The 25,002-nt window shown below is 61.7% G+C and carries 24 protein-coding genes; 9 read left to right on the top strand and 15 right to left on the bottom strand.

Translation table 11 applies throughout. From position 1 onward, the window contains the following. The first annotated feature begins 14 nt into the window (after nt 1-14). The 6 genes from gyrA to P8L30_14940 all read left to right on the top strand — a co-directional run bounded on the left by gyrA (nt 15) and on the right by P8L30_14940 (nt 5,853). Nucleotides 15-2,612: a DNA gyrase subunit A gene (gyrA, locus tag P8L30_14965; GenBank protein ID MDG2241504.1), complete on the top strand. Its 2,598-nt coding sequence runs from the start codon at nt 15-17 to the stop codon at nt 2,610-2,612. Then, on the top strand, nt 2,609-3,586 hold the full coding sequence (locus P8L30_14960) for a threonine/serine dehydratase (GenBank protein MDG2241503.1): 978 nt from the start codon (nt 2,609-2,611) through the stop codon (nt 3,584-3,586). The genes gyrA and P8L30_14960 overlap by 4 nt, the downstream gene beginning before the upstream one ends. Beyond that, nucleotides 3,586-4,269, top strand: coding sequence for a haloacid dehalogenase-like hydrolase (locus P8L30_14955; GenBank protein ID MDG2241502.1), 684 nt, complete (start codon nt 3,586-3,588; stop codon nt 4,267-4,269). Before P8L30_14960 ends, P8L30_14955 begins: the two co-directional genes overlap by 1 nt. A gap of 150 nt (nt 4,270-4,419) precedes the next feature. Further along, nucleotides 4,420-5,166, top strand: a complete 747-nt coding sequence (locus P8L30_14950) for a thioredoxin domain-containing protein (protein MDG2241501.1) — start codon at nt 4,420-4,422, stop codon at nt 5,164-5,166. Between the two features lie 4 nt (nt 5,167-5,170). Next, on the top strand, nt 5,171-5,659 hold the full coding sequence (locus P8L30_14945; GenBank protein ID MDG2241500.1) for a vitamin K epoxide reductase family protein: 489 nt from the start codon (nt 5,171-5,173) through the stop codon (nt 5,657-5,659). Continuing rightward, a complete protein-coding gene (locus tag P8L30_14940) occupies nt 5,656-5,853 on the top strand; it encodes a hypothetical protein (GenBank protein ID MDG2241499.1) in 198 nt (65 codons plus the stop codon). The genes P8L30_14945 and P8L30_14940 overlap by 4 nt, the downstream gene beginning before the upstream one ends. Before the next feature lie 70 nt (nt 5,854-5,923). Here P8L30_14940 and P8L30_14935 read toward each other — a convergent pair whose 3' ends face one another. From P8L30_14935 to P8L30_14865, 15 genes are all read right to left on the bottom strand, one after another. Further along, nucleotides 5,924-6,454 carry a DUF402 domain-containing protein gene (locus P8L30_14935; protein ID MDG2241498.1) on the bottom strand — a complete coding sequence of 177 codons (531 nt, stop codon included), beginning with the start codon at nt 6,452-6,454 and terminating at the stop codon, nt 5,924-5,926. Further along, the gene (locus tag P8L30_14930) at nt 6,451-6,789 is read right to left on the bottom strand and encodes an XdhC family protein (protein ID MDG2241497.1); all 339 of its coding nucleotides are present in this window, start codon (nt 6,787-6,789) and stop codon (nt 6,451-6,453) included. Before P8L30_14930 ends, P8L30_14935 begins: the two co-directional genes overlap by 4 nt. Continuing rightward, entirely contained in the window at nt 6,786-7,622 is an 837-nt protein-coding gene (locus P8L30_14925) for an XdhC family protein (protein ID MDG2241496.1), read from the bottom strand. The genes P8L30_14930 and P8L30_14925 overlap by 4 nt, the downstream gene beginning before the upstream one ends. Next, nucleotides 7,619-8,212: a nucleotidyltransferase family protein gene (locus P8L30_14920; GenBank protein MDG2241495.1), complete on the bottom strand. Its 594-nt coding sequence runs from the start codon at nt 8,210-8,212 to the stop codon at nt 7,619-7,621. The genes P8L30_14925 and P8L30_14920 overlap by 4 nt, the downstream gene beginning before the upstream one ends. An 11-nt stretch (nt 8,213-8,223) precedes the next feature. Further along, the gene (locus tag P8L30_14915; protein MDG2241494.1) at nt 8,224-10,401 is read right to left on the bottom strand and encodes a 3-hydroxyacyl-CoA dehydrogenase NAD-binding domain-containing protein; all 2,178 of its coding nucleotides are present in this window, start codon (nt 10,399-10,401) and stop codon (nt 8,224-8,226) included. Nucleotides 10,402-10,513: 112 nt separating this feature from the next. Next, entirely contained in the window at nt 10,514-11,299 is a 786-nt protein-coding gene (locus P8L30_14910; GenBank protein ID MDG2241493.1) for a hypothetical protein, read from the bottom strand. A gap of 156 nt (nt 11,300-11,455) precedes the next feature. After that, the gene (locus tag P8L30_14905; protein ID MDG2241492.1) at nt 11,456-12,667 is read right to left on the bottom strand and encodes a hypothetical protein; all 1,212 of its coding nucleotides are present in this window, start codon (nt 12,665-12,667) and stop codon (nt 11,456-11,458) included. After that, complete coding sequence (locus P8L30_14900; GenBank protein ID MDG2241491.1) at nt 12,664-13,863, bottom strand: hypothetical protein; 1,200 nt, start codon at nt 13,861-13,863, stop codon at nt 12,664-12,666. Before P8L30_14900 ends, P8L30_14905 begins: the two co-directional genes overlap by 4 nt. 73 nt (nt 13,864-13,936) lie before the next feature. Beyond that, the gene (locus P8L30_14895) at nt 13,937-14,869 is read right to left on the bottom strand and encodes a M23 family metallopeptidase (protein MDG2241490.1); all 933 of its coding nucleotides are present in this window, start codon (nt 14,867-14,869) and stop codon (nt 13,937-13,939) included. Between the two features lie 83 nt (nt 14,870-14,952). Next, on the bottom strand, nt 14,953-16,515 hold the full coding sequence (gene metG, locus P8L30_14890; GenBank protein MDG2241489.1) for a methionine--tRNA ligase: 1,563 nt from the start codon (nt 16,513-16,515) through the stop codon (nt 14,953-14,955). Beyond that, nucleotides 16,512-17,357 carry a regulatory iron-sulfur-containing complex subunit RicT gene (gene ricT / locus P8L30_14885; GenBank protein ID MDG2241488.1) on the bottom strand — a complete coding sequence of 282 codons (846 nt, stop codon included), beginning with the start codon at nt 17,355-17,357 and terminating at the stop codon, nt 16,512-16,514. The genes metG and ricT overlap by 4 nt, the downstream gene beginning before the upstream one ends. An 11-nt stretch (nt 17,358-17,368) precedes the next feature. Next, on the bottom strand, nt 17,369-18,316 hold the full coding sequence (locus P8L30_14880) for an acetyl-CoA carboxylase carboxyltransferase subunit alpha (GenBank protein MDG2241487.1): 948 nt from the start codon (nt 18,314-18,316) through the stop codon (nt 17,369-17,371). 3 nt (nt 18,317-18,319) lie between these two features. Then, complete coding sequence (locus P8L30_14875; protein MDG2241486.1) at nt 18,320-19,231, bottom strand: response regulator; 912 nt, start codon at nt 19,229-19,231, stop codon at nt 18,320-18,322. An 87-nt stretch (nt 19,232-19,318) separates the two neighbouring features. After that, a complete protein-coding gene (locus P8L30_14870; GenBank protein MDG2241485.1) occupies nt 19,319-20,527 on the bottom strand; it encodes an MFS transporter in 1,209 nt (402 codons plus the stop codon). Between the two features lie 35 nt (nt 20,528-20,562). Beyond that, nucleotides 20,563-21,336 carry an SDR family NAD(P)-dependent oxidoreductase gene (locus P8L30_14865; protein ID MDG2241484.1) on the bottom strand — a complete coding sequence of 258 codons (774 nt, stop codon included), beginning with the start codon at nt 21,334-21,336 and terminating at the stop codon, nt 20,563-20,565. Nucleotides 21,337-21,455: 119 nt separating this feature from the next. On the opposite strand from P8L30_14865, the gene P8L30_14860 reads away from it, so the two are divergent. The 3 genes from P8L30_14860 to P8L30_14850 are packed head-to-tail and all read left to right on the top strand — an operon-like array spanning nt 21,456 to nt 25,002. After that, nucleotides 21,456-22,118, top strand: coding sequence for a hemolysin III family protein (locus tag P8L30_14860; GenBank protein MDG2241483.1), 663 nt, complete (start codon nt 21,456-21,458; stop codon nt 22,116-22,118). A gap of 48 nt (nt 22,119-22,166) precedes the next feature. Next, complete coding sequence (locus P8L30_14855) at nt 22,167-23,387, top strand: MFS transporter (protein ID MDG2241482.1); 1,221 nt, start codon at nt 22,167-22,169, stop codon at nt 23,385-23,387. A gap of 25 nt (nt 23,388-23,412) precedes the next feature. After that, on the top strand, nt 23,413-25,002 hold the full coding sequence (locus tag P8L30_14850; GenBank protein MDG2241481.1) for a hypothetical protein: 1,590 nt from the start codon (nt 23,413-23,415) through the stop codon (nt 25,000-25,002).

The following is a 25,002-nucleotide window of genomic DNA, read 5'->3' as shown; positions in this document are numbered from 1 at the left end:
GGAAGGACGAAGGCATGAGTGACGAACTCGACCTCGTAGGCGACGGCGACGGGGAAGAAGGCGGCCAGAAGGTTCTGTCGCGGCTGCTAGAAGACGAGATGCGCGAATCGTTCATCGATTACTCGATGAGCGTGATTGTGCAGCGTGCACTTCCTGACGTCCGAGACGGCCTGAAGCCTGTCCACCGTCGCATTCTGTATGCGATGAGTGAAATGGGGCTCAGCCCGGGTCGCGCTTACAAGAAGAGTGCGACGGTTGTTGGTGACGTGCTCGGTAAGTACCACCCGCACGGTGATTCCGCGGTCTACGACTCGATGGTCCGCATGGTACAGGACTTCTCGCTTCGCAATCCACTGGTCGACGGGCAGGGCAACTTCGGCTCGGTCGATGGAGATCGAGCGGCAGCATACCGGTATACCGAGGCGAGGCTCACCGCTCTCGCCATGGAGTTGATCGCCGACATCGATAAGGAGACCGTCGCCTACGCTCCCAACTTCGATGGCAGCAAAGAAGAGCCGACCGTCCTGCCGACGCGTTTCCCGAACCTGCTCGTCAACGGCTCATCGGGTATCGCGGTCGGTATGGCGACGAACATCCCGCCGCACAATTTGCGTGAGGTCGTAGACGCTGCAGTCGCAATGATCGACAACGTGGACCTGCCGCAGGAAGAACTCGAGCAGATCGTCACGGGCCCCGACTTCCCGGCCGGCGGATTTATCTGCGGTCGCGAAGGCATCCGTGATGCGTACCGCACCGGCCGGGGCCGGGTCGTTATGCGGGCGCGCGCCGAGATCGAGCCGGTGGACGCCAATTCGGATCGGATCGTCATCACCGAGATCCCGTTTATGGTGAACAAGTCCCGCATGATCGAGCAGATCGCTCAGCTCGTGCGCGACAAGAAACTGACCTCCATCCGCGACATGCGAGACGAGTCGGATCGCGACGGCATGCGGGTCGTCATCGAATTGAAGCGGGACGCGGTGCCGGAGATCGTACTGAACCGTCTGTACAAGCACACGCAGATGCAGTCGACGTTCGGGACGATCATGCTCGCCCTGGTGAACGGCGAGCCGAAGGTGATGTCTCTGCGCGAAATGTTACAGCACTTCATCGACCATCGTCATACCGTCATCGTGCGGCGGAGCGAATTCGACCTCGCGAAGGCGCTCGACAGAGAGCACATCCTCGAGGGTCTCAAGATCGCCGTCGACAACATCGACGAAGTGATCAAACTCATCCGGGGTTCGAAGGACACTACGTCGGCCTCGGAGCAGCTCCAATCCACGTTCGATCTTTCGGAACGTCAGGCGAAGGCGATCCTGGAGATGCGCCTCTCGCGTCTCACCGGGCTCGAGATCGACAAGTTGGAAGCTGAGCTGGCTGAGGTACGGGCGACGATCGAGGACCTGCGGGACATCCTCGCCTCTCGCGAGCGCCGAGAGCAGATCCTCAAGGGTGAGCTCGGCGAGATTCGCGACAAGTACGGCGATCCCCGGCGGAGCGAGATCATCGGGGCCGTGGGTGCGTTCAACGTCGAAGACCTGATTGTCGAAGAGGACATGATCATCACGGTGTCCCGTCAGGGCTACGTGAAGCGACTGGCTCTCGACACGTATCGGGCACAAAAGCGCGGCGGTCGTGGCCTGCGCGGTATGGACACGAAAGACGAGGACTGGGTGGAACACCTCTTCGTCGCGTCCACACACGACTACATGATGATCTTTACCCGACAGGGTCAGTGTTATTGGCTGAAGGTTTGGGAGCTTCCGGTGGGCGGACGGACGTCGCGCGGCAAGCCGATCATCAACCTTCTGAATCTCTCTGACGAAGCGGTCGTCGCCTCCGTGGTGCCGGTGCGGGAGTTCTCTGAGGACCGGAACCTGATGTTCTCGACGCGCCTTGGTGTGATCAAGAAGAGCAGTTTGGCGGCCTACGGAAACGTGAGAGCCGTTGGCCTCAACGCGATCAACATCCGGCCCGGTGATGAACTCATCGACGTCCAGATCACGTCGGGCGAGGACGAGATCATCCTCGCAAGCCGGCAAGGCAAGGCGATCCGCTTCAAGGAGCAGGACACGCGCCAAATGGGCCGAGCGACTGCCGGGGTCCGTGGGCTCGACCTCCGCGAAGACGACTTCGTGATCGGCATGGTCGTCGCCAGAGAAGATGCCAGCCTGCTCGTTGTTTCCGAGAACGGAATGGGCAAGCGTACCGACGTCGACGCTTACCGGTTGCAGAAGCGTGGCGGTAAGGGAGTCATCAATCTCAAGACGTCGGACAAGACAGGCTTGGTCGTAGCCATCAAGGCGGTTCAGGAAGACGAGCAGCTGATGATGATCACCCGGAAGGGTGTCGTGAATCGGCAGCGGGTCTCGGAGATCCGGACCATCGGGCGAGCTACTCAGGGTGTGCGGCTCATGAACCTCGACAAGGGTGATTCTGTGGTCGACGTCGCTCGGGTCATCATCGAGGACGACGAAGAGAACATCGAGTTCGACGAGAACGGTGATCCGATCGAGGTGGAGACGGCAGATGAAGGCGCAGTCGACGGTACGCATTCTGAGGCTGATGAAGGTGAAGAGGCAGGCGGGGCCGAGGAGGCTGAAGAATGAGTGATGTCGTTCAGGGCGAAGGACTCGTTGGGTTAACCGAGATCGAGTCGGCTGGCCGCAGGCTGGCCGGGGTCGCGGTGCCGACACCGCTCCTGCCGGCAGATGCCGTGACCGAAGCCTGCGGGGCTGCCGAGGTTCGTCTGAAGTGCGAGAACTTGCAGCGCGCCGGGTCGTTCAAGATCCGAGGTGCATACAATTTTGTGTCGCAGCTGTCCGACGATCAGGTCGGGGCGGGCATCATCACATACTCGTCAGGCAACCATGCGCAGGCTGTGGCGCTTGCGGGAAAGCTCCGAGGGCTCCGCGTCGTGGTCGTGATGCCGACGACGGCTCCCAAGGTGAAGAGGGATGGCGCAGAGCGCCTGGGTGCCCAGGTTTATTACGAGGGCACGACCTCCGTGGAACGGAGGGCACTAGCCGAAGAGATCGCTGCGAAGGAAGGTCTGGTGATCGTGCCTCCATTCGATCACCGGCACATCATTGCGGGCCAGGGCACAGTTGGGCTAGAGATCGCTCGTGATTGGGATGACGTGGATCTCGTTTTGGCACCCATCGGGGGCGGTGGACTGGCGAGCGGTGTCGCGGCTGCGGTGAAGCGCATGATCCCGCACGCGTCGGTTATTGGTGTCGAACCCGAGGGTGCAGCGTCCATGCGGAAGGCGCTGGACGAAGGCCACCCGGCGTTGCTCGGAGAGATCGACACGATTGCAGACGGCCTGTGTCCTGTGATCGCGGGCGAACTCACTTACGAACACGCCCGGGACCTGATGGACGATGTCGTTACCGTGACTGACGACTCCATCAAGAAGGCGACCGAAATGCTCGTCAATCGACACAAGCTGATCGTGGAGTACTCGGGAGCAGCCACGACCGCTGCACTTTTGTCCCAGGCCGTGGATGTGGAAGGACTGCGAGTCGCGGTGATCGTCAGCGGCGGGAACCTCGATCCCATGTTGCTGGCGGGCCTCGCGTAGTGCGCAGGTTCATTCTCTTCGACATCGACGGGACGCTCGTATGGGGTGGCCCGGCCAAGGGCGCCTTTTGCGAGGCGATGGTGGAGACATACGGGACCGTCGGTGACATCGAGAATGTGAGCTTCGGCGGCAAGACGGACCCACAGATCGCGCGTGAGCTGTTGGAGGGCCACGGCTTCGCAAGAGATCAGATACGAACGGGTCTGCCAGCGCTCTTCGAAGGATACACATCGAGGCTCGAAGCACGTTTGGGCGATGATCCTGTCACGGTATTGCCCGGAGTCCATGCCCTATTGGACGCCCTCGCCGAAGTTGACGATATCGGTGTGGCACTTCTCACGGGAAACATCGTGCGCGGTGCTCAATTGAAGCTCGACTCGGCGGGTCTCTGGGAGCGCTTCACCTTGGGGAGTTATGGCTCGGACCACGAGGAGCGTGATGAGCTTCCTGCCATCGCGCTCGAGCGGGCGCGAGCGACCTGGAGGGAGTCTTTGACTCCACGAGACGCCATCGTCGTCGGAGACACGCCTAGTGACGTCTCTTGTGGTCAGGCCGGGGGAACCCGCACCCTGGCGGTCGCAACGGGAAACTACAGCTTCGAGGAATTGAGTCGAACCGGGGCTGATCACGTGATCGGGGACCTCTCGGACACCGATGAAGTACTCTCTTTGCTGACCCAATAGAGAGCTGGACAACCAGTCGGTCGCTTGATTGGGTCTCAGAGCGGAAACATGTTCCAGAGTTGAACGCATCTATAGTGCGAGCGTTGCGAGTTGAGCGTCGCCGTCATACGCACCATGACCCGCTAGAGCGGGCGTACACGGGAGTTGAGCGTGTCTAGAAGTGAAGAACGGAAAAAAGCAGGCGAGGGTGGCTCGAATATGAAGAAATTCTATGTCATTTTTGCCGTGATCGCCGTCCTCGGGATCGGAGCCGTAGGCTATTCGGTGGGCAGCAACTCGTTTGGGACGCCCTCCACTGAATTGGTCGAAGTCGACGGCCTCGACGACATGGAGGTTCTGGCTGAGATCGCGCAGGGCGTCACGAAGGGTGACGAAGACGCCCCGTTCACGATCATCGAGTTCGGTGACTACCAGTGCCCCGGCTGTGGCGGTTTTGCGTTGAGCGTGAAGCCTCAGGTCGAGTTGAGGCTGGTCGAGTCCGGTAGAGCGCAGTTCATCTTCTATGACTTCCCGCTCACCGAAATTCACCCACATGCGTTTCTCGCGGCCCGGTCTGCCCGGTGCGCCGAAGACCAGGGCCAATTCTGGGAGTACCACGAGGTGCTCTTCAGGAATCAGTCTTCGTGGTCCGGTCAGCAGAATGTCGTGGGCACCTTCGTCGGGTACGGCGAGGACCTCGGTCTCGAGGGTGAGACTTTCGAGTCATGCGTGAAGAGCGACCGTCATGCTGATGTAGTATCGGCGAACTACCGTCTCGGATACGAGCTTGGTGTGAGCGGGACGCCGACGATCATGGTCCAGGGATACGGCCAACTTCGCCGTGCCGGAAACAACAGCTTCCAAGGAATCGAAGCTGCGATGATCGCGATCGAAGAGTCTGCCGCCGCCGGGAATTGACCGGGTGGTCGAAGACTTGAACGAGTCCGAAAACATGGGCGGCGCGCCAGAGGGCGCGCCGCCCATGAATCGTATGGTGATCGCGGTTCTGGCCCTCGTTGGCTTCTTCGTCGCGCTCTACCTGTTCGCGCACAACCTGGGACTCACCGGTCCCATCGTTTGTGGTGTGGGAGACTGCGCGACGGTCCAGTCGAGCCAGTACGCGACGATTGGTCCGGTCCCGGTCTCCGTGATCGGCGTTGCCGGGTATGTGGCTCTACTCACCTTGTCCTTCATGGGGCTTCAGCCGGGACGACGTAATTCCAAGCTGATCGGGGGCCTGCTCTTAGGCGGTGCCGCCGGCGGTGCGCTGTTTTCTGCCTATCTGACCTATCTCGAAGCCGCAGTGATCCACGCGTGGTGCCAGTACTGCGTGGCTTCTGCGATCATCATCACGTTGATTTTCTTCGCGGCTCTTCCTGAGGTGTCGCGTCTCCGGGAGCAGGATTCGTGAGCAAAGACAAGAAGGCCAAGGTCCGCCTACTCTTCGTGGACGAAGGTTCGTATCACCACGAAGAGGTCGACGTCCCAGCGGCTTCGCTGGAAGAGTACGATCGACTCATCGACTGTATGCGTGAGGATCCGGCCGTGCTGAAGCAGATGCACGTGGATGTGGATCGGCTGTGCGCAGCCTATTTGGTGGAGTAAGTACTCCATCCGCCGGGGATCACTGCCCGAAAAATGTGACCTAGGGCGCCGGCCAATAGGGTCCCCAGCGTCACTTGATAGCTGCCCGTGCTCGATCAAGTGTCCACTCATGGACGATGGCGGGGGGCCAAGATCCATCCTTCACACGCTCCAGGATTGAGTCTGCTTCCCAGCGTGCTCGTGTGGACGTCTTCTCATCGATCAGGCCGCGTCCTACGGCCTCTTGGAATTCATCCTCGTCGAGCAGGAGCGCCTCGCCCGTCGTGGAGAGCCACACGTCGAGGTAGAGGTCCGTTGTGTGCCAGGTGCGCCTGTCGATCTCTGGAGGGGTCAGCACGTTCGCGTACAGACCGGTGAAGGTGCTGTCCGCACGGTGGAAGCGGCCGATGTCGTGCCACATGCCGGGGAAGGTGAACCAGACAACGGAAGAGCCGGTCTCGAGGGCGATCTCGCCCTGGATACGCTTGGGTGGATCGAAGTCCATCGCTTCGGCCAGCGTGACGATGACGTCCACGTCCTCGTGGACCACGGCTTGGTCAAAGATCTGCTCGCGGTCCGGTGGGCGTTTGTAGTGGATCTGAACGCGCTCGGGGGCGCTCAAGTGTTGTGGTGGTCCACGGACTCCACAAAAACGTCCATCACTCCACCGCAGACCGCAGGGCTCCAAGAAACGAAGTTGTCCGTGAGGTCCACTCGGACGCGCTGTGGCGCACCCGATTCCATCACGTCCATTGCGGCGTCGATGACCTCGGCCTCTCCACAGCCTCCGCCGACAGTGCCGACCAGTCCGCGTGCGGCGTCGACCAACATGCGAGCACCGACCTTTCGGGGCGTAGAGCCCTTGGTGCCGACGATCGTGGCGAGCGCACAGCGGCGACCTGCGGCGCGGGCGGCCAGGAGCGCTTCGGTCAGGTTCTTGTCATCATCGTGTGTCATGCCGGATCCTCGTCGGGGAAGAACCGTTCAGCAACCCGTTCGAGGTTCTTGAGGAGTGACCCGGTGCCGCCCCGGTGTACCAGGACCAACTCAGCGGCGACGGCTACTGCGATCTCTTCGGGCGTTTCCGCGCCGATGTCTAACCCGACGGGGGCGTGGATTCGGTCGAGGAGTTCTCGTTCGACCCCATCCTTGAGGAGTTGGACATACGTCGCCCGAATGCGCCTGCGACTGCCAATCATGCCGATGTAGGCTGGAGCTGGGTCCATACGGAGGGCGCGTATGAGACATGCGTAGTCATACTTGTGCCCACGCGTCACTAAGAGAACGTGGGAACGACCGTGAAGTGGGACGTCCGCAAATGGGTCATCGAAGTCGACGCTGATTACTCGCTCGGCCTCGGGGAAGCGTTCGCGGGTCGTGAAGTCCGGCCGGTCGTCGATGACGGTCACGCGATAGCCGAGAAGTGCGCCGATGTGCGTGAGCGGTTGTGCTATGTGGCCGGCGCCTACGACCACGAGTTCTTGGACGGGTCGTCGAACTTCGGCGTACAACTCGACACTCTCGTCACTGGTGCCGACCATCCTGATGCCATCTTTGGCGCGGGGATCGGCAATCATGGCTTCAAGGACAGCCCGAGCTTCTGCGTCGATCTCTTCGTGGCCCAACGAACCGTGCACCGCAACGACGCCGTCGGTCGAAGCAACGAGAGCGATACGTCTGCCGGTCGCGTCGCTGTTCCCGGCTCCGACTACGACTCCGACTGCTGCGGTACCGCCCGCCTCTGCAGTCTGGACGAGCAGTGCGGCTGCGTCGGCGGCGTGCAGGCTCACTGGCTCCTCGCCTCAGCCGGTCTGTCGGTGTGACTCTCGACGACCTCAGCGTACAACGCGGGTGTGTCGATATCGGCGCGAATGCCCTCATCATCGAGTGACAGGAGCACCGCATCGTCGAGGTGCCGGTGGACCACGGTCCGTGCGCCGCCCTCTAGGTGGGGGTCGAGAAACTCCGCGAAGAGTTGGGCGTCGAAGTAGGTGGGGTGTCCACGCTGATTACCCAACATCGGCACGACAAGCAGTGGGCGCGGTTTTGCGGCTTGCACCACAGCAGCGACTGACGAACTCAGCACGAGCGGGTGATCCACCGGGTGGTAGAGTACGCCTTGGGTATCCGGGCCCGACTCCCGGATTGCGAGACGAAGTGAGGTGATGGGTCCTTCGCCCGGATCGGGATTCGTAATGACCTGAGCTCCGGCCGCTTCTGCAGCCTCCTGAAGGGGGGTGTCTTCTGGCACCACGACAATGACCCGATCACAACCGCCGTCGCGAAGCGCGTCTGTCACGAGGCTTAGAAAAGTATGGCCCTCGATCTCGAGTAGCGCCTTAGGTCGGCCCATCCTCACGGACGCTCCTGCACAGGGCACAACGCCTACGATCAAGTGGGGAACGCCCTGTAGAAAGACCTGTCCTCGGCCGCGAGACGTTCCAAGATAGGTGAGGGGGTGAAGCGGTCACCGCACTCGTTCTCGAAGCGTTTTAGGCGATCTAGGACGCCTCTGGGATGCACAGTATCTGCGAAGCGCAGAAGGCCTCCGCGGAAGGGCGGAAATCCGGTGCCCATGATCATGGCCAGATCCACTTCTTGAGCCGAACGGACGATGCCTTCTTCCAAGGTGCGAGACGCCTCGTTGATCATCTGTAGAATGAGGCGCATGCGAATGTCTTGGTCTTCCATCTTTACGCGCTGTGCTGGCGCGGCAGTACCGAGTTCGGAGTAGATCGTCTCGCTAACGCCGGTCTCGCGACCCTTCTCGTACGTGTAGAAACCCTGACCTCCCTTCTTGCCGAGATGCCCGACGGAGGAGATTGCGGTCAGAACGGGAGAGGGTGTGAGCCGGTCGCCGAGCGCCTCGTGGAGGCTCGCGCCCGCATGCGCCGAGACATCAATCCCGATCTCGTCGATCAGCCGGAGCGGCCCCATAGGCATCCCGAACTTCCTCGCGACCTTGTCGATCTGTTCCACAGACGCGCCGTCACCGAGAAGGAAGCCCGCTTCGTTCAGGTAGGGGCCCAAGACGCGGTTGACCAGAAAACCCGGGCCGTCGCCAACGACCACTGGCACCTTCCCGAGTCGTAGCGCAAACGCATACACGGTGGCGATCGCTTCGTCGCTCGTGCTTGCGCCGCGGATCACTTCCACGAGCGGCATGCGGTGCACCGGGTTGAAGAAATGCATGCCACAGAATTGTTCGGGGCGCTGCAGCGCCTGAGCCATGTCATTCACGGACAGAGACGACGTGTTCGTCGCGATAATACATTCGGCTCTGACGTTTTCTTCGGTTTCGGCGAGAACGGAGCGCTTCACATCTAGGCGCTCCACCACCGCTTCAACGATCAGGTCCGCGCCTGACAAGCCGTGATACTCGAGTCCGCCAGAGATCAGCTCCATGTGTTGGTCTGCGTTGCGTCGGCTCAAGCGCCTACGCTTCACCGCCTTGTCGAAGAGCCCACGTGCGTGTTGCAGCCCTCCGGTCACAGCTTCGTGGTGGATGTCCTTCATGTAGACGTGAGCACCACGGTACGCAGCGAGCTGCGCGATTCCTCCGCCCATGACGCCCGCTCCGACGACTCCGAGCGTATCAACACTAGCCGTCGCGACGTCCTTCTGGGCAACGCCTTTGCCTTTGCGGGAGGCTTCACGCATGTGGAACACGTGCACCAGGTTCTTGCTGATCGTGGACACCACGAGCGCCGCACCGATGCGAGCTTCGGCCGCCAGGCTCGCGTCGACCGACCCACCAAGGTGCTTTCCGAGCAGATCCAAGATGCGGAGCGGAGCCGGATAGTGACCGCCGGTGCTCGCCATAACCTTCTTTCGGGCCATGCTGAGGACGATTCTCCGTCCGGGCAGGGTGTCGTCCAGGGCACGAGTCAGGAGTGTTCTCCGTTTCCGTGAAGAGCCGCGTGGTCGCGTCCCGGCCGAGAGGGCGAAGCTGCGGACCTTCTCCCCGAACAGACCGTTTGGAAAGACCTCGTCAGCCAGGCCGATCCGCTTCGCCTTTTCGGCGTCGATCTGCTTGCCAGTCAACAGTAGATCCAAGGCGGCTTGCAGCCCGACCAGCCGGGGAAGGCGCGTCGTGCCTCCCCAAGCTGGAAGAAAGCCGAGCATCACCTCTGGGAGCCCAATGAGCGTTCGCTTGGAGTCTGAAACGACTCGATGGGAACATGCCAGGGCCATCTCGAGTCCACCCCCGACGCAGACTCCGTCGATGGCGGCGATGGTCGGCACGGGCATCGTCTCCAAATGCATGAAGATGGCTTGGCCGAGTAGGATCTTCATTTCGGCTTCGTCCAGATCTTCCAAGTCTGCGATCTCGTCGACGTCGGCGCCGGCGATGAACGAGCCCGGCTTACCGCTGCTGAGGACCAGCGCTTTGATCCGACCCTCACGACTCGCAGCTCTGGCCTCATCGAGCGTTTCGGTGAGCCGCCTCATGACGGGTTCGCTCAGAACGTTCACAGGGCGATCCGGATCGTCGAAGGTGATCCAACCCAATTCGTCCGAGTCGATCCGGAGTGATGGGCTTTGGGCGTTGGCTGTGGATTCGGTCACGGACGGCTCGGGGCGTTGAAGAAGTACCTCAATTTGTTCGTCTGATGCACAAAAGAAAGCCGCCCCGCCACACGATGGTGGCGGGGCGGCTCCTTTGCTGGCATCGGGCCAACTACATCTTCATGCGCTCTGTGGCATTCGCTCGCGTCAGGCGGACCTCTTGAGGCTCACCTTTGACGACCTCGACCTCGATGTTCCAATACATCTCCGTGTAGGCGAGTTCGTAGCGTGCGTGCACCCAGTACGTCCCTGGCTTGATGCCGCGGAAGTGGGTTCGTGCGATGCCGGAAGCGTCGGTCGTGTCGATGACAGGCGTGCGGCCGGCCATACGCGCTTTCGCGACGAATACCTCGCCGACGCCCACGAACGCTTCATCCGCCCAGTTCTCCTGGAGGATGCGTATGGAGTCGGAAGCCCGAATCGTACCCTGCTGCAGTTCGTTGAAGCGGTCGAAAGACCGCTCCATCTCGCGCTCGACTCCGCTCAGTTCCGCATCGAAGTCGCCCCACTCACGGAAGAGCGCAACGTAGCGGGCCTCGCCACGGTTGTACTGCTCCATGGCAGTGTTGAGCTTCTGCAATGTGTCGCGAATCGTATTCCACCGGTTCTGCGACACCTGCCATTCTTCCTGCGCCGCACGAACCTCGCCACGGGCCGCGACGAGCTCGGCGGGGACCGGTGGCTCGGAACTGCCGAACGCGGTCGTCATCGAGTCGAAGACCGCATCACGGTCGTAGGGGAGCATCTGGACCTCGATGTCCGACAGGGCACGGGTAATCATGCCGTCTCCATCGGGGTTATCGATGTCGATCTCCATCGTCACCACGACGCTGGCTGAGCTGCACGCTCCTGCGACCAGGATCAGGCTCATGGCAAACGGAAGGGACCATCGCCTCATAATATTACTCCGTCCATCGGTTTCCTCAGGGAACAAGCGACCGAAGGTATAGTGGGCCAAAACATGCATCAACCTTACGGGCGAACAGAAAGTAATCCGGGTTGCGCTCCCTGGGCAGGGGCTGGCGCACAATGACAGACCATTCGCCGGAGTGAATTATCTCCCAGAGAGTCCGAGATCTGGCCCGAGTCGGAGTATTCGGGCGTCGCCAAAGGAACGGAATGCGGCGGCGACACCGGCTTCGGTCAGCGCCCAGATGTTCTCGTCGAGGTCTCGGACCTCTCCGTCACGAAGAAGGTCGGCCGCCATTCGGGCACTGCTTTGCTCAGCACCCCCTTCTGCGAGGAGCCGCCTCGAGCGGAATCGGCGGCGCGCCCAGTCGAAGAACTCGCCGGTAGGCGGTGCCTCCGGTAGGGCGGCCACGGCGTTCACTGTGCGAGCCTCCCACCGATCTGCCGCATCTGGTATGACCGCGATTTGTACGACGACCGTGGTTCCCCCTGGCGCTTCTTCGATGCGGACGTCGACGCTGTACCGTTCCGGGTCGGGAGGCACCGGATCGAGTGCGTCTTGGATGATGTCGACCAGGAACTCTAGTGTCGTGCGGTCGATGCTCGCCGGCACCGGGTAGGCGACGGAGATCCAGGCGCTTGTCACATCCTGCTTGAGCACCGTCCGGTCTCCGCTCAGCCAGGCAGGCGTTGCCGCAGGAATTGAACTACGCGATCCGCTCGGAGTCGAGACGTCGTCGACGGCCCCGACGATCGCGACGGCCGAGCTTCCCCGTCGGTAGTGCTGGGCGCGCAGAGCCTCTGCGTCTTCGGGGGTGATGACGCCGAGCGATTCGAGGCTTCCGACCGGTGTCCGTGCCCAAGGGTCCGACGGTGGCGCCAACCGCGCGAAAGCTTCCGCCTGGAAATCTGTAACTGGGGAGCCGACCCGAAATGCCAGTTGAGTGGTAGCCAGTCGCCGCTCTACATCGAAGGTGGCGGGGTCGATGGGCGCATCGAAGATCAAGGTGTCGAGTGTCGCCCACGCGGTTGCCCAGGACTCCGGCACCGCCGTAAGGGTGAACGCGGTCGTGGAACGTGCGACGGATACCGACACAGTCGCCCCAGATCCGGCCAGCGTCGCGTTCGCGTGGCTTGCGATGCTGTGCCCGGCGAGCCACGCGGATCCTGCAGTCGTCGCTCCATCGTGGCGAGAGCCGGCCGGTAGGAGGACCGTGCCCGCCACGACGGTGGCTCTTTCGACGCCACGTGTCGCTGTCGCGGCATACGTCGTGAGTTGGGCGTGCCCAGCGGAGCTCCCGATCAGGATGGCCAGGGCCGCCCAGGTCGCGCACACGAAGGGCCGACGGCGATTCATCGGGTCACCGATGCCGTCAGGGGGCCTGTCAGCGTGTCGATGTACTCGGTCAGGCTTCTCGCTGTCACCGCACTCAGTGCGTCGTAGTGGGCTACCGCAGCGAAGGGGTTTCCGGTGGCCTCGAAGCCCCAGCCGATGTGCTCGGCGAGGCCACCGCTGTCGCCTGCTGCCCGAGCGAGCGCGAGTGCGACCTGCATGCGTGCGGCCGTCACGGACGGACCGTCGATCGATGCCCTGACGGCTGGGAGAAGATCCAGGAGACGTGTTCGCATCCCTGCCGAGTTTCTGGCGTAGGCCCCGCCAGCTAGTACGAGCATCGAACGGTCGGAGAGTTGCCGCCGACGCACCGTCATTTCTGTCTCGGAAGCGCCAGCTTCTAGGTGGCCGGTCATGAGCGTCGCGAGTACCTCGGCATGAGGGTCGAGCTTAGAGCCGTCGGTCCAAGCCAGGCCGTGCCAGGTTCGTAGAGCCGCCGGAACCGGAATTTCGGACGCTTGGGGAGCCGGGGGGCTGCCCAAGGAACGCGCAGTGTCGCCCGTCGCTCCCAGCCGATCCAGGCCGGCGAGGAGTACCTCTGAATCTAGCCCCGTCACTGCGACCACGGACATTCGTGCGGAACGATGGCTGCGACTCCATACCTCTTGAAGACGGGCGGCTCTGAGCTCGGCGAGTGTCTCCAGTGTCCCGCCAGTTGAGATTTCCGCGGGGGCAGCATCGGTGACCAGGTCGCTGAGAATCCGCTCGAGCGGGGCCTCTGCTCGAGCCTTGAGGTCCGACGCGAGCTCGTCTCTTATCGCTGCACGGACATGTGGCTCGGATGCCGGTTCTTGTGCGGCCAACCTCAGCAGGTATGTCAGGTATTCGATGTCCGCTTCTGCGCCTTCCACTCGATACGCAATGCCCCAAGGGGTGCGTTCCGCGTGGACGCGGGCACCGATCTGGCGCGCGGGGCCGCCCATTCGATTCAACGCCAGGCGAGCCAGAACCAACCCTGCTCCCGCCTCAGCTGCGTTCTCTGTGAGTGGCACGGATAAGCGCAGTGCCGCGGTGCCTCCCGGGTTCACTGTCACCATGACGATCGTGGGCCCGCCCGGGGCTTGAACCACTGAGTCGGGTCGAAACGGTGAGGCGTCCTGAGCCGTCGCCCCACTGGGCAGTGAGCCCAGGAGAAACGTGAAGGTCAGGATACGAATCATCTGAGTAGGTGGGTGACGGGCAAAAGAAAAGGCGCCCGAGGGCGCCTTAGGACTGCGAGCCGTGTCAGGTCGATCAGTTTCGTACCTGATCTGGTAGGATGAAGTTCGCCGGGTTCTGAGCGACACCGTTCATGTGCACCTCGTAATGGAGGTGTGCCGAGGTCGCGATCCCTGTGCTGCCGACCTGAGCGATTATGTCGCCACGCCTTACTTCCTGGCCGCGCTGGGCCACGAGCTGCGAAGAATGACCGTAGAGCGTCGTATACCCGTATCCGTGGTCGATCTCGATCGTGAGTCCGTAACCCACGACCCATCCAGAACGGATCACGCGACCCTTCGCGGCAGCCAAGATCGATGTGCCCTTGATTGCTGAAATGTCCAGGCCCGGATGCGGGAGCGGCCGGTTATGGATGGGATGCATGCGAGATTCGGAATAGCTGCTGCTGATCCAACCCGCCGTGGGCAGGATCGACGGTGTCGATTCCAGCAAGTCGCGATGCGCCAGTACCGAGTCCGTGGCTTCCGAGAGGCTCTCGGAGAGGAGTTTGGCACGTCGCTCGAGGGCGTTGAGGTCGTACGAGACCGCGAAGGCCGTCTTCGATGCCGTCGAGTCGACCGACCAGAGCGGGTAGGTCTCGGGTGTGCCGAGTCCCGGACCGCCGACACCAGCCTGCATGACTTCCGGGTCAATCGATTCGAGGCCCGCGATGCTACGGAAGCGTGCGTCGTTGTCTGCCACCGCGCCGAGCGTGGACTCAAGACCGTCTACCCGACTCTGGAACCGCTGAAGCTCCGCGCGAAGCGATTCATTACGCGTTTCGAGATTACGGGCACTGAGCCGCGTATACCCATCGAAAAGGACCGTGAACGCCGCCCCTACCAATACCAACGCCATCACAGCACTCCCGCCGATTGCCCAGCGAAGCACACGCGATGAGAGTGAGTACTGCCGGACAGGACTGCCTTCGCCGCGAACGACGAGGAAGGTCCAACGATCTCCGGTCATCTAGCGCCTGGGTAACGGGTCACAAGTACAGGTCGTGCTGGGAGTCTACAGGAAGGAAAGGTAGAAGGGTCACAAATACACCGTCAAGTTTGATCCTTCGCCCAAGAGGGCTCGATCCGAGGGAAAAGCCCCTCTCCCTTTTCCACCGTGGCTCCCGCCATCCGAATCGCGAGCGCTTCGTCGAGTGTCGGGATCCCATCTAGACCAAGTCTACGGGCCAATTTCGACATTTGTTCAGGTGCGACCGGCTGAAAGAGCGCGCATAGGGCTACGAGGACATGAGCCAGCGTCGCGAGCGTTTCGTCTAGGTCCCCGGACGCTGCTGGATCCTTGGCCTGCGACCACGGCTGGCGTTCGTCCACGTATCCGTTGGCAGAGCGGGCGAGTTCCATGGCTGCACTCAACGCGTCATGGACTTTGTAGCGAGCCATCGCGTCACGTGCGGCCTGAAACGTTTGAGCGGTCTCTTTCGCCATCCCATCTCCTGCAGCCTCTGGGACGACCCCATTTCGGTACTTGCCGATCATGGATATCACGCGGGACGCCAGGTTTCCGAGAACCTTCTGGAGCTCCTCGTAGCGCGTCATGAAGCGCTCCGGCGTGTACGATGCGTCCGACCCGGTTGGCATTTCTCTGAGCAAATACCACCGGACCGCATCAGAGCCGAACTCGTCGGTGAGTGCCATCGGGTCAATCACGTTTCCTAGCGACTTGGACATTTTGGTGTCCCCGACGACCCACCAGCCATGGGCGAGGATCTGCCTGGGCACCGGGAGTCCCACCCCCATGAGTAGCGTAGGCCAGTACACAGCGTGGGTGGTGATGATGTCTTTCCCGACTAGGTGCAGGTCACAGGGCCACCATGACTCGGCCACGTCGTCGAAGCCCCGCTCGTCGGGTGCGGCACTCGGATCGATAGCGCCGGATGCCGTCAGGTAATTGATGAGCGCGTCTACCCAGACGTAGGCGACGTGCTCATCGTCGAACGGGAGCGTGATACCCCATCCCACCCGCGACTTTGGGCGGGAGATAGAGAGATCCCCCAGCGGCTGTTGGAGGAATCCCACGATCTCGTTCTTTCGCTCTTCAGGAACGATCCACTCCGGGTTCGCCTCGATATGCGCGAGCAAGCGCTCCTGGTACTCGCTCATCTTGAAGAAGTAGTTCTTCTCCTCGAGATACTGAGTTGGCCGACCACAATCGGGGCAGGCATTCTCGGGGCCGAGGTCCTTCTCAGTCCAGTACCGTTCCTCATGGATGCAGTACCAGCCGCTGTATTGGCCCTCGTAGATCTGTCCGCGTTCCCACAGGCGCTCGAGGAAGGCGGTCACGACCGCCTTGTGCCCGTCTTCGGTGGTTCGGATGAACCGATCGTGGGAGATGTCGAGCCGATCCCAGGCTGCAGAGAAACCCGCGGCCATGATGTCGCACAACTCGAGCGGAGTCATCTCGCGCTGTGCTGCCTCGTCCTGGATCTTGGGACCGTGCTCGTCTGTCCCTGTGAGGAACAACACATCGGCGCCGTTCTGCCGCGAGAAACGCGCGAGCACATCCGCAAGGATGGTCGTGTACGCGTGTCCGATGTGGGGATCCCCCGACGCATAGTAGATCGGCGTCGTGAGATAGCGGCGGTTCTGCTCGGTCACGATGGGTCCTTCGGTCTATGGCCGAGTTCGGCTTTCAGCTCGTCAAGGGTGATTATGCGGCGTTCGCCTTCTTCGTCTCGAAGCGAGACGGTGTCACGCCAGATGTCGATGTGGATGACACGTTCCTCTCCCTGGCCCGTGCGGATCTTCTTTCCCTCTCGGGGGAAGCGCCGCCTGGCTTCCACGTAGGTGCGGTGCTCGTACATCAAGCAGCACATGAGTCGACCGCAGCAGCCACTGATCTGGGACGGGTTCAGCGAGAGCCGCTGGTCCTTTGCCAACTGGAGACTCACTGGCTTCAGTTCCGGGAGCCACGTGGAGCAGCATAACTCGCGACCGCACCGGCCGACTCCGCCCAGCAAGGCGGCTTCGTCTCGAACCCCGATTTGTTTGAGCTCTATGCGGGCGCGAAAGCTGCGAGCGAGGTCTCGGACCAGTTCGCGGAAATCGACTCTTTTCTCGGCGGTGAAGTAGATGATCAGCTTGTTGCGATCGAACTGCCATTCCGCCTCTGTCACCTTCATTTTGAGCTTATGCTTGGTGACCAGCTTGCGCGTTTCCGCCCGCACACGGTCCTCGTCCGAGCGTAGAGCCCCAGCTCGCGACACTTCGTCCTTTCGCGCAAGGCGCATGACCTTCTTCTCCGGAGCCGGCGTGGCACAACCGCCGTTCGAAGAAGAACACTTCCGCTCGGCGATCGCGCCGGTGGCGGTCACCTCTCCGAGGTCTTCACCGCGGTCGGCTTCGACAATGACGTGTTGGCCGGGAAGCAGCTCCAATGAGCTGTATGCGTAGTACTCCTTACGCGTGCCCTTGAAGCTGATCTCTGCGAAGCCGGTCATGGTCGCGGCCCCTAGGCTTCCCTGAAGGAGCCGATGCCCTCGTACTTCGCCCAGCGGGCCTCGAGCAAGGCGTCGGTGGACAACTCGCTCAACTCTCCGATGTGGCGATCGAGGGCTCCCTCCAAATTGGACGCCGCTGTGTCCCAGTCCGAATGAGCGCCGCCAGCAGGTTCAGCGACGATCTCGTCACATACGCCGGCTTCCACAAGGTCTGTGGCGGTTAGGCGCAGAGCGGTTGCGGCCTTTTTACGGTGCTCCGCAGAGCGCCATAGGATCGCTGCGCACCCTTCTGGAGAAATCACGGAGTAGATGGAATGCTCCATCATCAAGATGCGATCCGTCACACCGATGCCGAGGGCCCCACCCGACATTCCTTCTCCCAGGACTGCCGAAACTATAGGCACTCTCAGTCGAGACATTTCGCGGAGGTTGAATGCGATGGCCTCACCGATTCCCCGTTCTTCCGAACCGATGCCCGGGTAGGCTCCGGGTGTGTCGATGAAGGTGACGATCGGCCGTCCGAACTTCTCAGCCTGACGCATGAGTCGGAGCGCCTTCCGATACCCCTCGGGGTGGGGCATGCCGAAGTTGCGCTTCAGGTTGGCCTTCATGTCCCGGCCCTTCTGTTGCCCAATGATCATCACCGTGCGGCCTTTCAGTCGGGCCCAGCCACCCACGATGGCCTCGTCGTCCCGAAAGGACCGATCTCCGTGGAGCTCGATCCAGTCTGTAAACGCCCGGCCAATGTAGTCCAGCGTGTAGGGGCGTTTGGGGTGACGAGCGACCAACACCTGGTCCATGGGCACGAGGTTCGCGTACGTGTCGATTCGCAGATCACTCAGCTTGCGCTGAAGCACAACCACCTCGTCCGAAACGTCGATGCCTTTGCGGGCCGCCAGGTCGTTGAGTTTGTCGATTTGTCCTTGAATCTCGACGATGTCGCGTTCGAATTCGAGCACGCTCTAGATCTTCCCTTTGATGATTTCGAAGGCTTCGACTTCCATGAACTGCTGGTAGCGCCCCCAGTACCGGGCGTACGCCTCTGACATGACGGGCGTACGGTCCATACGGCCGGATACGGCGACTCCGAAGGTCGCCAATGCTTTATTCTTGAGCGCCATCTGCCGTCCGATTTTTACGAAATGAGTCGGCTTAAGGTCGAGTCCAGTGGTGGTAGTCTGATACTCAGGCACACGCTCAACGGGGCCCGTCACGGACTGGGCCACTCGGAGCGCCTCGATACGAGCCGGATGGCCATCGTCCAACGCCGCTTTGTCGATGACGAGTTGGCCCTCCATCGAATCGCACGCTTGTTTGGACGCTTTCAGGCCGAGTCCCTGCGCATCGAGTTCATCGTTGCAGAGCGGAACGACGACTGCCGTCTGCCCCCGTGACGCCACCTGCATCAAGGTGCCGCCGCACGCTATCTCGACGTCACCGGCCAGCCCGCCGATCGCTAGGATCGCCGTTGATGCTGCAACCTCGGGATCGGATGAGCCGACGAGGACTGCGACGTGCGTCAGGAATTCTTCCTTGTCGAGCGGCTTCGTAAGGAGGTCGTTCGCACCGTCACGATGCGCCTGCTCGTGGAACTCCGAACCCGTGTACCCCGTTGTGGCCAGCACCGGAAGGTCTACACTCTTCGCGCGCGCCCGGCGAATCACCTCGAATCCGTCCGTGCCCGGCAGATCGAGGTCGGTGATGACGATGTCCCACTCCTGTGAGTGCAGGAGTTCGACCGCGTGATCGCCGTCTTGGCTGTGCGTAACCTCGTAGTCGCCCGTGCTCGACAAGAACGCTTTCACCAGCAGAGCCTGGTCGAAGGCGTCCTCTACGAGGAGGACGCGGTATGTCTTGGCAGGGTCGGGGCTCACAGGGTCCTCGAACGAGGGCGCTTAAGAAATGTCTGGGGCCGAAAAAGATAAGGAGACCGTAGGGCCGCGACAGGGGCAGGGTGTTGGTCAGCCCCGTGCTAAGCGGTTCTGTGTTGGCGGGGGCTCGGGAATGAAGAACCACACCACCAGGCCCATCGCGAGGACAAAGACCGCCCCGATCGCCGTATTGGCACCGAACCCGACCTTCGCGAAGATGGGACCGGACACGGCACCTCCAAGGGCGAAGCCGAGTTGGCCGAGGGCCACGGCAAGACTCATGAGCGAGCCGCGACGTTCGTCTTCTACTAGGGCGGTCAGGAGCGCCGAGAACGGGCTGATCCGCATGGCTACGAGGACCATCGTGAAGAAGAAGAACACGTAGGCGGCCAGCACCGTGGTCACGATCTTGACCGTGAGGAGCGTCAGGACGGAAAGACCGACACAGGCCAGCAAGATGATCCTCTTTCGACCGATCTTGTCTGACAGCTTTCCGATCTGAGGCCCCGTCAGAACGTTGGCGATTCCCCCGACCAGAAACATCAGAGCGATCTGGTTGCCGGTGGCCCCGATTTCCCGCTCCAGCCAAGTGGGCAGATAGATCACGAAGACCGCCACACCGAAGAACATGACGAAGTACGCGACCGCTGCCCAAGCCACTTCAGGGCGACGGAGCATGGCCCAATAGTCAGAAGCGGCTTTGCGGACGGTCAGAGGGTTTTCGGATCGGGGTACGTCCGGCTGGGGGATCCGGAAGTAGATGAGAAAGACGGTGAGAGCCATCGTGACGCCGAACAGATAGAACGGCGCCCGGAAGCCCCACCGATCCGCCATGAGGATTCCCATCGGGATGCCGAAGATCTGTCCGAAGGCTGCCCCACTCATGACCCAACCCGTGGCCCAGCCACGCCGGTCGTATGGAAAATAGTCCCCGATGTAAGAGACCGCTGCCCCGCTCAGCATACCGCCCGCCATACCCGCGAAGACCCGAACAGCCAGGAACGTGATGTAACTGTCTACGAAGGCATGGAGGCCGAGCGCGACGGCCATCGTGCCGCACCCGATGAGAAGAATGCGGCGCCGTCCAAACTTGTCGGATATGGGGCCCGAGAGAATCGCGAACAGCCCGACCATCAGAGAGTACGCCGTCACGAGGGTGCCGAGCACCGCGTCCGCAATGGAGAGGTCGTCGCCGATCTGAGGAAGAATCGGCGAGATGATCATCGTCTGGCCCGCCGATGAGAAGACGAGCAGCCAGAGCGTGAAGACCACCACATAGGGGGAAGACTGCGATTTCATCGCGAGAAGCTAACCCCGCTGAGAAGAGTCCTCGGTCAGCCGTCCCGCTGCAGAATCATCGCGTGCCGCTGGACCGTCGGCATGATCACGAGATTGATCACGTCGACGTGTGCCGGAGTGTTGGCGACGTAATAGACGGCGTCAGCGATGTCCTCGGCAGCAAGAGGTTTGGTGTCCGAGTACACACTGCTCGCCCGCGCCGTGTCTCCGTCGAAACGCACCTCGCTGAACTCCGTCTCCGTAAGGCCGGGGTCCACGCTCGAAACGCGGAGTGCCGTCCCAGCGAGGTCGATGTTCATGCCTTCGTTCAGAGCCCAGACCGCGAACTTCGTCGCATTGTAGACTGCGCCCTTTGGGTAGACCCATCTCCCGGCAATGCTCCCGATGTTGATGATGTGGCCGGAGTCGCGTTCCACCATGAGGGGGATGATCGCGCGGGACATATAGAGGAGTCCTTTTACGTTTGTGTCGATCATGTCGTCCCAGTCGTCCAGCGATCCCTCGTGCAACTTGTCGAAGCCGCGGGCTTTCCCAGCGTTGTTGATAAGAACGTCGGGGACGAGGCCTTCTGACACGAGGTTGGCCACGTAATCCGTGACGACCTGCTTGTCGGCGACGTCCACGGCGGCCGCATGGGCTTCAACGCCGTATTCCTCTCTCAACGCGGTCGCGAGGGCTTCGACCTTCTCGAGGCGTCTCGCCGAGAGAAGGAGGTGAGCTCCGTGCGAAGCAAGGGACCGAGCGCAGGCCTCGCCGATTCCGGCGGAGGCACCTGTAATGAGGACGCGTTTTCCGGCGAGTCGATTCATGAGAAGTGGTTTTAGGTGTTCAGGTGTAGGATGACGTGGTCAGATTCGCTGCGGTGCGGGAGGGGCGCAACCTGCACAAATTGGTGGAGTCCTAATCGCTGAGAAGCCGAGAAGACAACATGACGAATCGCAGGGCCGCAGTGTTGATTCAGGGGGCACCTCAGAGCCAACGGGAAGAGGTCGCGAATGCCGTGAGCCATGGGATTGGCCTACTCGGGGCCTTGGCCGCGACGCCGATTCTTGTGGTAGCTGCAGTTCGCAATGGAGGCCCGGCCGACATCGTTGCGAGCAGCGTCTTTGGTGCGTCGATGATCCTGCTGTATCTCGCCTCCACGTGGTTGCACGCGACCCCTGTCGGTCCCGTGAAGGATCGCCTGCAGATTTTCGACCACTCGGCGATCTATCTGCTCATCGCAGGTACCTACACGCCCTTCACTCTGGGGGTTTTGGCCGGGGCCTGGGGATGGACCCTGTTCGGAATCGTTTGGGGCGCCGCGGTCATCGGAATTGGCACGAAGCTCAAAGCCGGTGCGGGTTATCCTCGGCTGTCGACTGCTATGTACGTGGTCATGGGTTGGCTGGTGGTCATCGCGGTTCGGCCGGTGATGGCCAATATGCCGGTCGAAGGCCTGCTTTGGCTGGTGGCCGGTGGCCTATTCTATACCGCCGGAGCAGGCTTCTATCTCGCGAAGCAGCTGCCATACAGCCACCTGATTTGGCACCTCTTCGTGCTGGCAGGTTCGGTCTGTCATTTCTTCGCGGTCCTCTGGTACGCGGTGTGACCGGTCGCTAGAGTCGAGCGACCCATGACCCTCTGAGCGGGAGCTCGCTTGAACAAGAAGCAGGTCGGCGCCTGGGCGCTCTTCGATTTTGCCAATTCGGTCTACCCGGCCGTCGTCATCAGCGTCGTCTTCCAGGTGTTCTACATCGAGACCGTGGTCGGCAACGCGGACAGCATGGGCGACTGGTGGTGGGGCCGAGCCGTCTCGCTCTCTGCTTTGATTGTGGCCGTGACTTCTCCGGTGTTGGGCGCGATTGCCGACAGGGCCGGCCTGCGGAAGCGTTTCCTGGCGTTTTACGTGATGATTTGCGTCACCGGGGTTGCACTCTTCACGACGCTGGGCCCCGGCATGGTGGCGTGGGGCTTTGTGGTGTTCGTCTTTGCCAACGTGGGCTTCGAGGGTTGCCTAGTGTTCTACAACGCATATCTCCCGGACATCGCGCCGCCAGAAAAACAGGGGTGGGTGTCGGGGCTGGGTTTTGGGATCGGCTACGTGGGATCGGCTCTCGGCCTTCTCCTCGCCATTCCGCTTATCGCGACCAGTGTCGATCTGGTCTGGGTGATGGTCGCGCTCTTCTTCATCGTCTTCTCGATCCCGTCCTTCTTGTTCCTACCCAAGGATGAGGAGGGGGACATGTCGGTCGGGCGCGCAGCCGTGTGGGGAATCACGGGCTTCCGCCAGATCGTTGGCGAGGTGCTCAAGGAGAAGGAGCTGAGTCGATTCCTGCTCGCGTTCTTCTTCTATATCGATGGAGTGCTCACGGCGATCTACATGTCGAGCACGGTGGCCTCGACCACGTTCGGGTATACGGACAACGAACGGATCTATCTGTACATCGGCCTACAGATTTTCGCTTTGATCGGCGCGTTCTCACTCGCGAAGCCGACCGATCGTATTGGGCCGAAGAAGGTCATCAGCGGAGTCCTCGTCCTGTGGACGCTGGTCGCGGTGGGCCTCTACTTCATCCCGGATTCGAAGGTGTGGTTCGCTGCCCTCGCGTTCATAGCAGGATTCGGGTTAGGCTCGGTGCAGGCCGCCAGTCGCGCTTTCATGGCCGCGTTGATTCCGGAAGGGAAAGAGGCTGAGATGTTCGGCTTCTATGCGCTGTGTGGTAAGAGTTCCTCGATGATCGGCCCGTTTGTGTTCGGCTACATCGCGGTGACCACGGGCGGCAACCAGCGTCTCGCCGTCGCAGCGATTAGTGTGCTCTTCATACTAGGGTTGGCATTGCTTCAGCGTGTGAACGACCCAAGGGCGGTCACCACCTGACGTGGGCCTGACACGACGTACCGCGGTGGTTGTCATCTGTGCGGTGGCGCTGATGACCGGGGTGCTGACCCGTCTCGCCGCAGGTCGGACGTCGGCCACGTTCGACGAGATCATTCTGGTGGCGGGCGGCGTGCGAGGTCTGGAGCAAGGCCGGTGGGACATGGTCACCGACCAGCCACCCCTCGCGATGTATGCGTATGGACTCGCGGCGAGGGGTGCGGTTGAGGCGTTTCCGCCGGAGGATCGGGCTTGGGACTTCGATCAGCGCTGGAACTACGCCCGCTTGCTGTTCTTTGGGATGAACAACGATCGCGATGCGGTTCTCGGACGAGCCAGGCTCGTGGCGTCTGGTGCTGCCGCGATCGTGGTTCTGGGCACCGGGCTGTTTGGTCTTTGGATCGCCGGACCTGTTGCGGGTGTGTTGGCAGGCATCTTTACGGCGCTGATTCCTGATGTGATGGCCCATGGCGGGGTCGCGTACAATGACCTTCCGCTCGCTGCCGCCTTCCTCTTTGCCGTATGGGCTTTGGACGTCGCGGTCAGGAAGCCTTCACCTATGAGTGCGTCAATCGCGGCGCTGGCGGTCACGGCAACGTTCGGCATGAAGCTGAGTGCGCTCGCACTCGGGCCGATCTTCGTGATACTGCTTGGTATGGAGGCATGGGGGCGGCGCGGGGACGCCGGATGGAGGAAGGATGTAGCGGTGTCGCTCGGTGTGGGCGCAGTCGCGACCTACGTGGCGATGGTCCTTCTGTACCGGGGAGACCCCGCGCTCACGCTGCTTCGTTTCAACTTCTGGCGTACCGTGCTGCACGCCTCCGGTGGCCATGAAGCCCCTGCCTATTTGCTCGGACAGACCAACGCCAATGGGTGGTGGTACTATTTCCCGGTGGCCTTCTTCTTCAAGACTTCAGTGGCTTTCCAGGCGGCAACGGGAATCGCGGTTGCCGCTCTGGGCTGGCGATGGCACAAGGGTGGGCGTTCGGTCGCCGCGGCGCTGGAGTGGCGAGGCCGATCCGCGGTCGTCGGGGTGCTCGTCTTCGGGGCCTTTTTGATGCGGTCGGACTTGAACGCGGGCTTCCGCTACGCCCTCCCGGCGGTCGTGCTGCTGTCGGTCGTCGCTGCGGTGGGTGTCGCAGACCTACGTCGCGGCTGGACCCGATTCGCTCGCCTGACGATCCCGACTCTGGTTGTGCTGCAGGCGGTGTCGGTGCTGACCGTGTACCCGCATTTCCTTGCATACTCGAGCGTGTGGGCTGGAGGGCGAGACAACGCTCATCGTGCCCTGGTGGACTCCAACCTCGATTGGGGCCAAGGACTGCTCGAGCTCCGCGCCTTCATGGAAGAAGAGGGGGTTCAGAGCGTCTGGCTCTCCTACTTTGGGAGTGTGCCTCCGGAGGCGTACGGAATCGAATACGTTGCACTGCCGAGCTTTTTTCGCTTGCCCATGGTCCGAACATCCGGTGCGGAGGAGTCCCCGCGCTTCACCGTAGTTTCGGCGACGAATCTGCACGGGACGTATTTGCAGGGGCGGGACCCGTTTGCAGCGTTGAGAGATCGGGTGCCGTACCGTGTGCTGGGGCACTCGCTCTTTGTGTTCGACGAGGGTGGTTAG

It is taken from the genome of Longimicrobiales bacterium (assembly GCA_029245345.1).
GTDB lineage: Bacteria > Gemmatimonadota > Gemmatimonadetes > Longimicrobiales > Gaopeijiaceae > CALFPJ01.
The sequence above is the reverse complement of the archived record's forward strand: the minus strand, read 5'-3'. Positions and strand labels throughout refer to the sequence as shown.

Excerpts from the sequence above, each read along its gene's own strand:
- gyrA (MDG2241504.1), top strand. The coding sequence starts at position 15 with ATGAGTGACGAACTCGACCTCGTAGGCGACGGCGACGGGGAAGAAGGC.
- P8L30_14960 (MDG2241503.1), top strand. The coding sequence starts at position 2,609 with ATGAGTGATGTCGTTCAGGGCGAAGGACTCGTTGGGTTAACCGAGATC.
- P8L30_14930 (MDG2241497.1), bottom strand. The coding sequence starts at position 6,789 with ATGACACACGATGATGACAAGAACCTGACCGAAGCGCTCCTGGCCGCC.
- P8L30_14910 (MDG2241493.1), bottom strand. The coding sequence starts at position 11,299 with ATGAGGCGATGGTCCCTTCCGTTTGCCATGAGCCTGATCCTGGTCGCA.
- P8L30_14905 (MDG2241492.1), bottom strand. The coding sequence starts at position 12,667 with ATGAATCGCCGTCGGCCCTTCGTGTGCGCGACCTGGGCGGCCCTGGCC.
- P8L30_14900 (MDG2241491.1), bottom strand. The coding sequence starts at position 13,863 with ATGATTCGTATCCTGACCTTCACGTTTCTCCTGGGCTCACTGCCCAGT.
- P8L30_14895 (MDG2241490.1), bottom strand. The coding sequence starts at position 14,869 with ATGACCGGAGATCGTTGGACCTTCCTCGTCGTTCGCGGCGAAGGCAGT.
- ricT (MDG2241488.1), bottom strand. The coding sequence starts at position 17,357 with ATGACCGGCTTCGCAGAGATCAGCTTCAAGGGCACGCGTAAGGAGTAC.
- P8L30_14870 (MDG2241485.1), bottom strand. The coding sequence starts at position 20,527 with ATGAAATCGCAGTCTTCCCCCTATGTGGTGGTCTTCACGCTCTGGCTG.
- P8L30_14865 (MDG2241484.1), bottom strand. The coding sequence starts at position 21,336 with ATGAATCGACTCGCCGGAAAACGCGTCCTCATTACAGGTGCCTCCGCC.
- P8L30_14860 (MDG2241483.1), top strand. The coding sequence starts at position 21,456 with ATGACGAATCGCAGGGCCGCAGTGTTGATTCAGGGGGCACCTCAGAGC.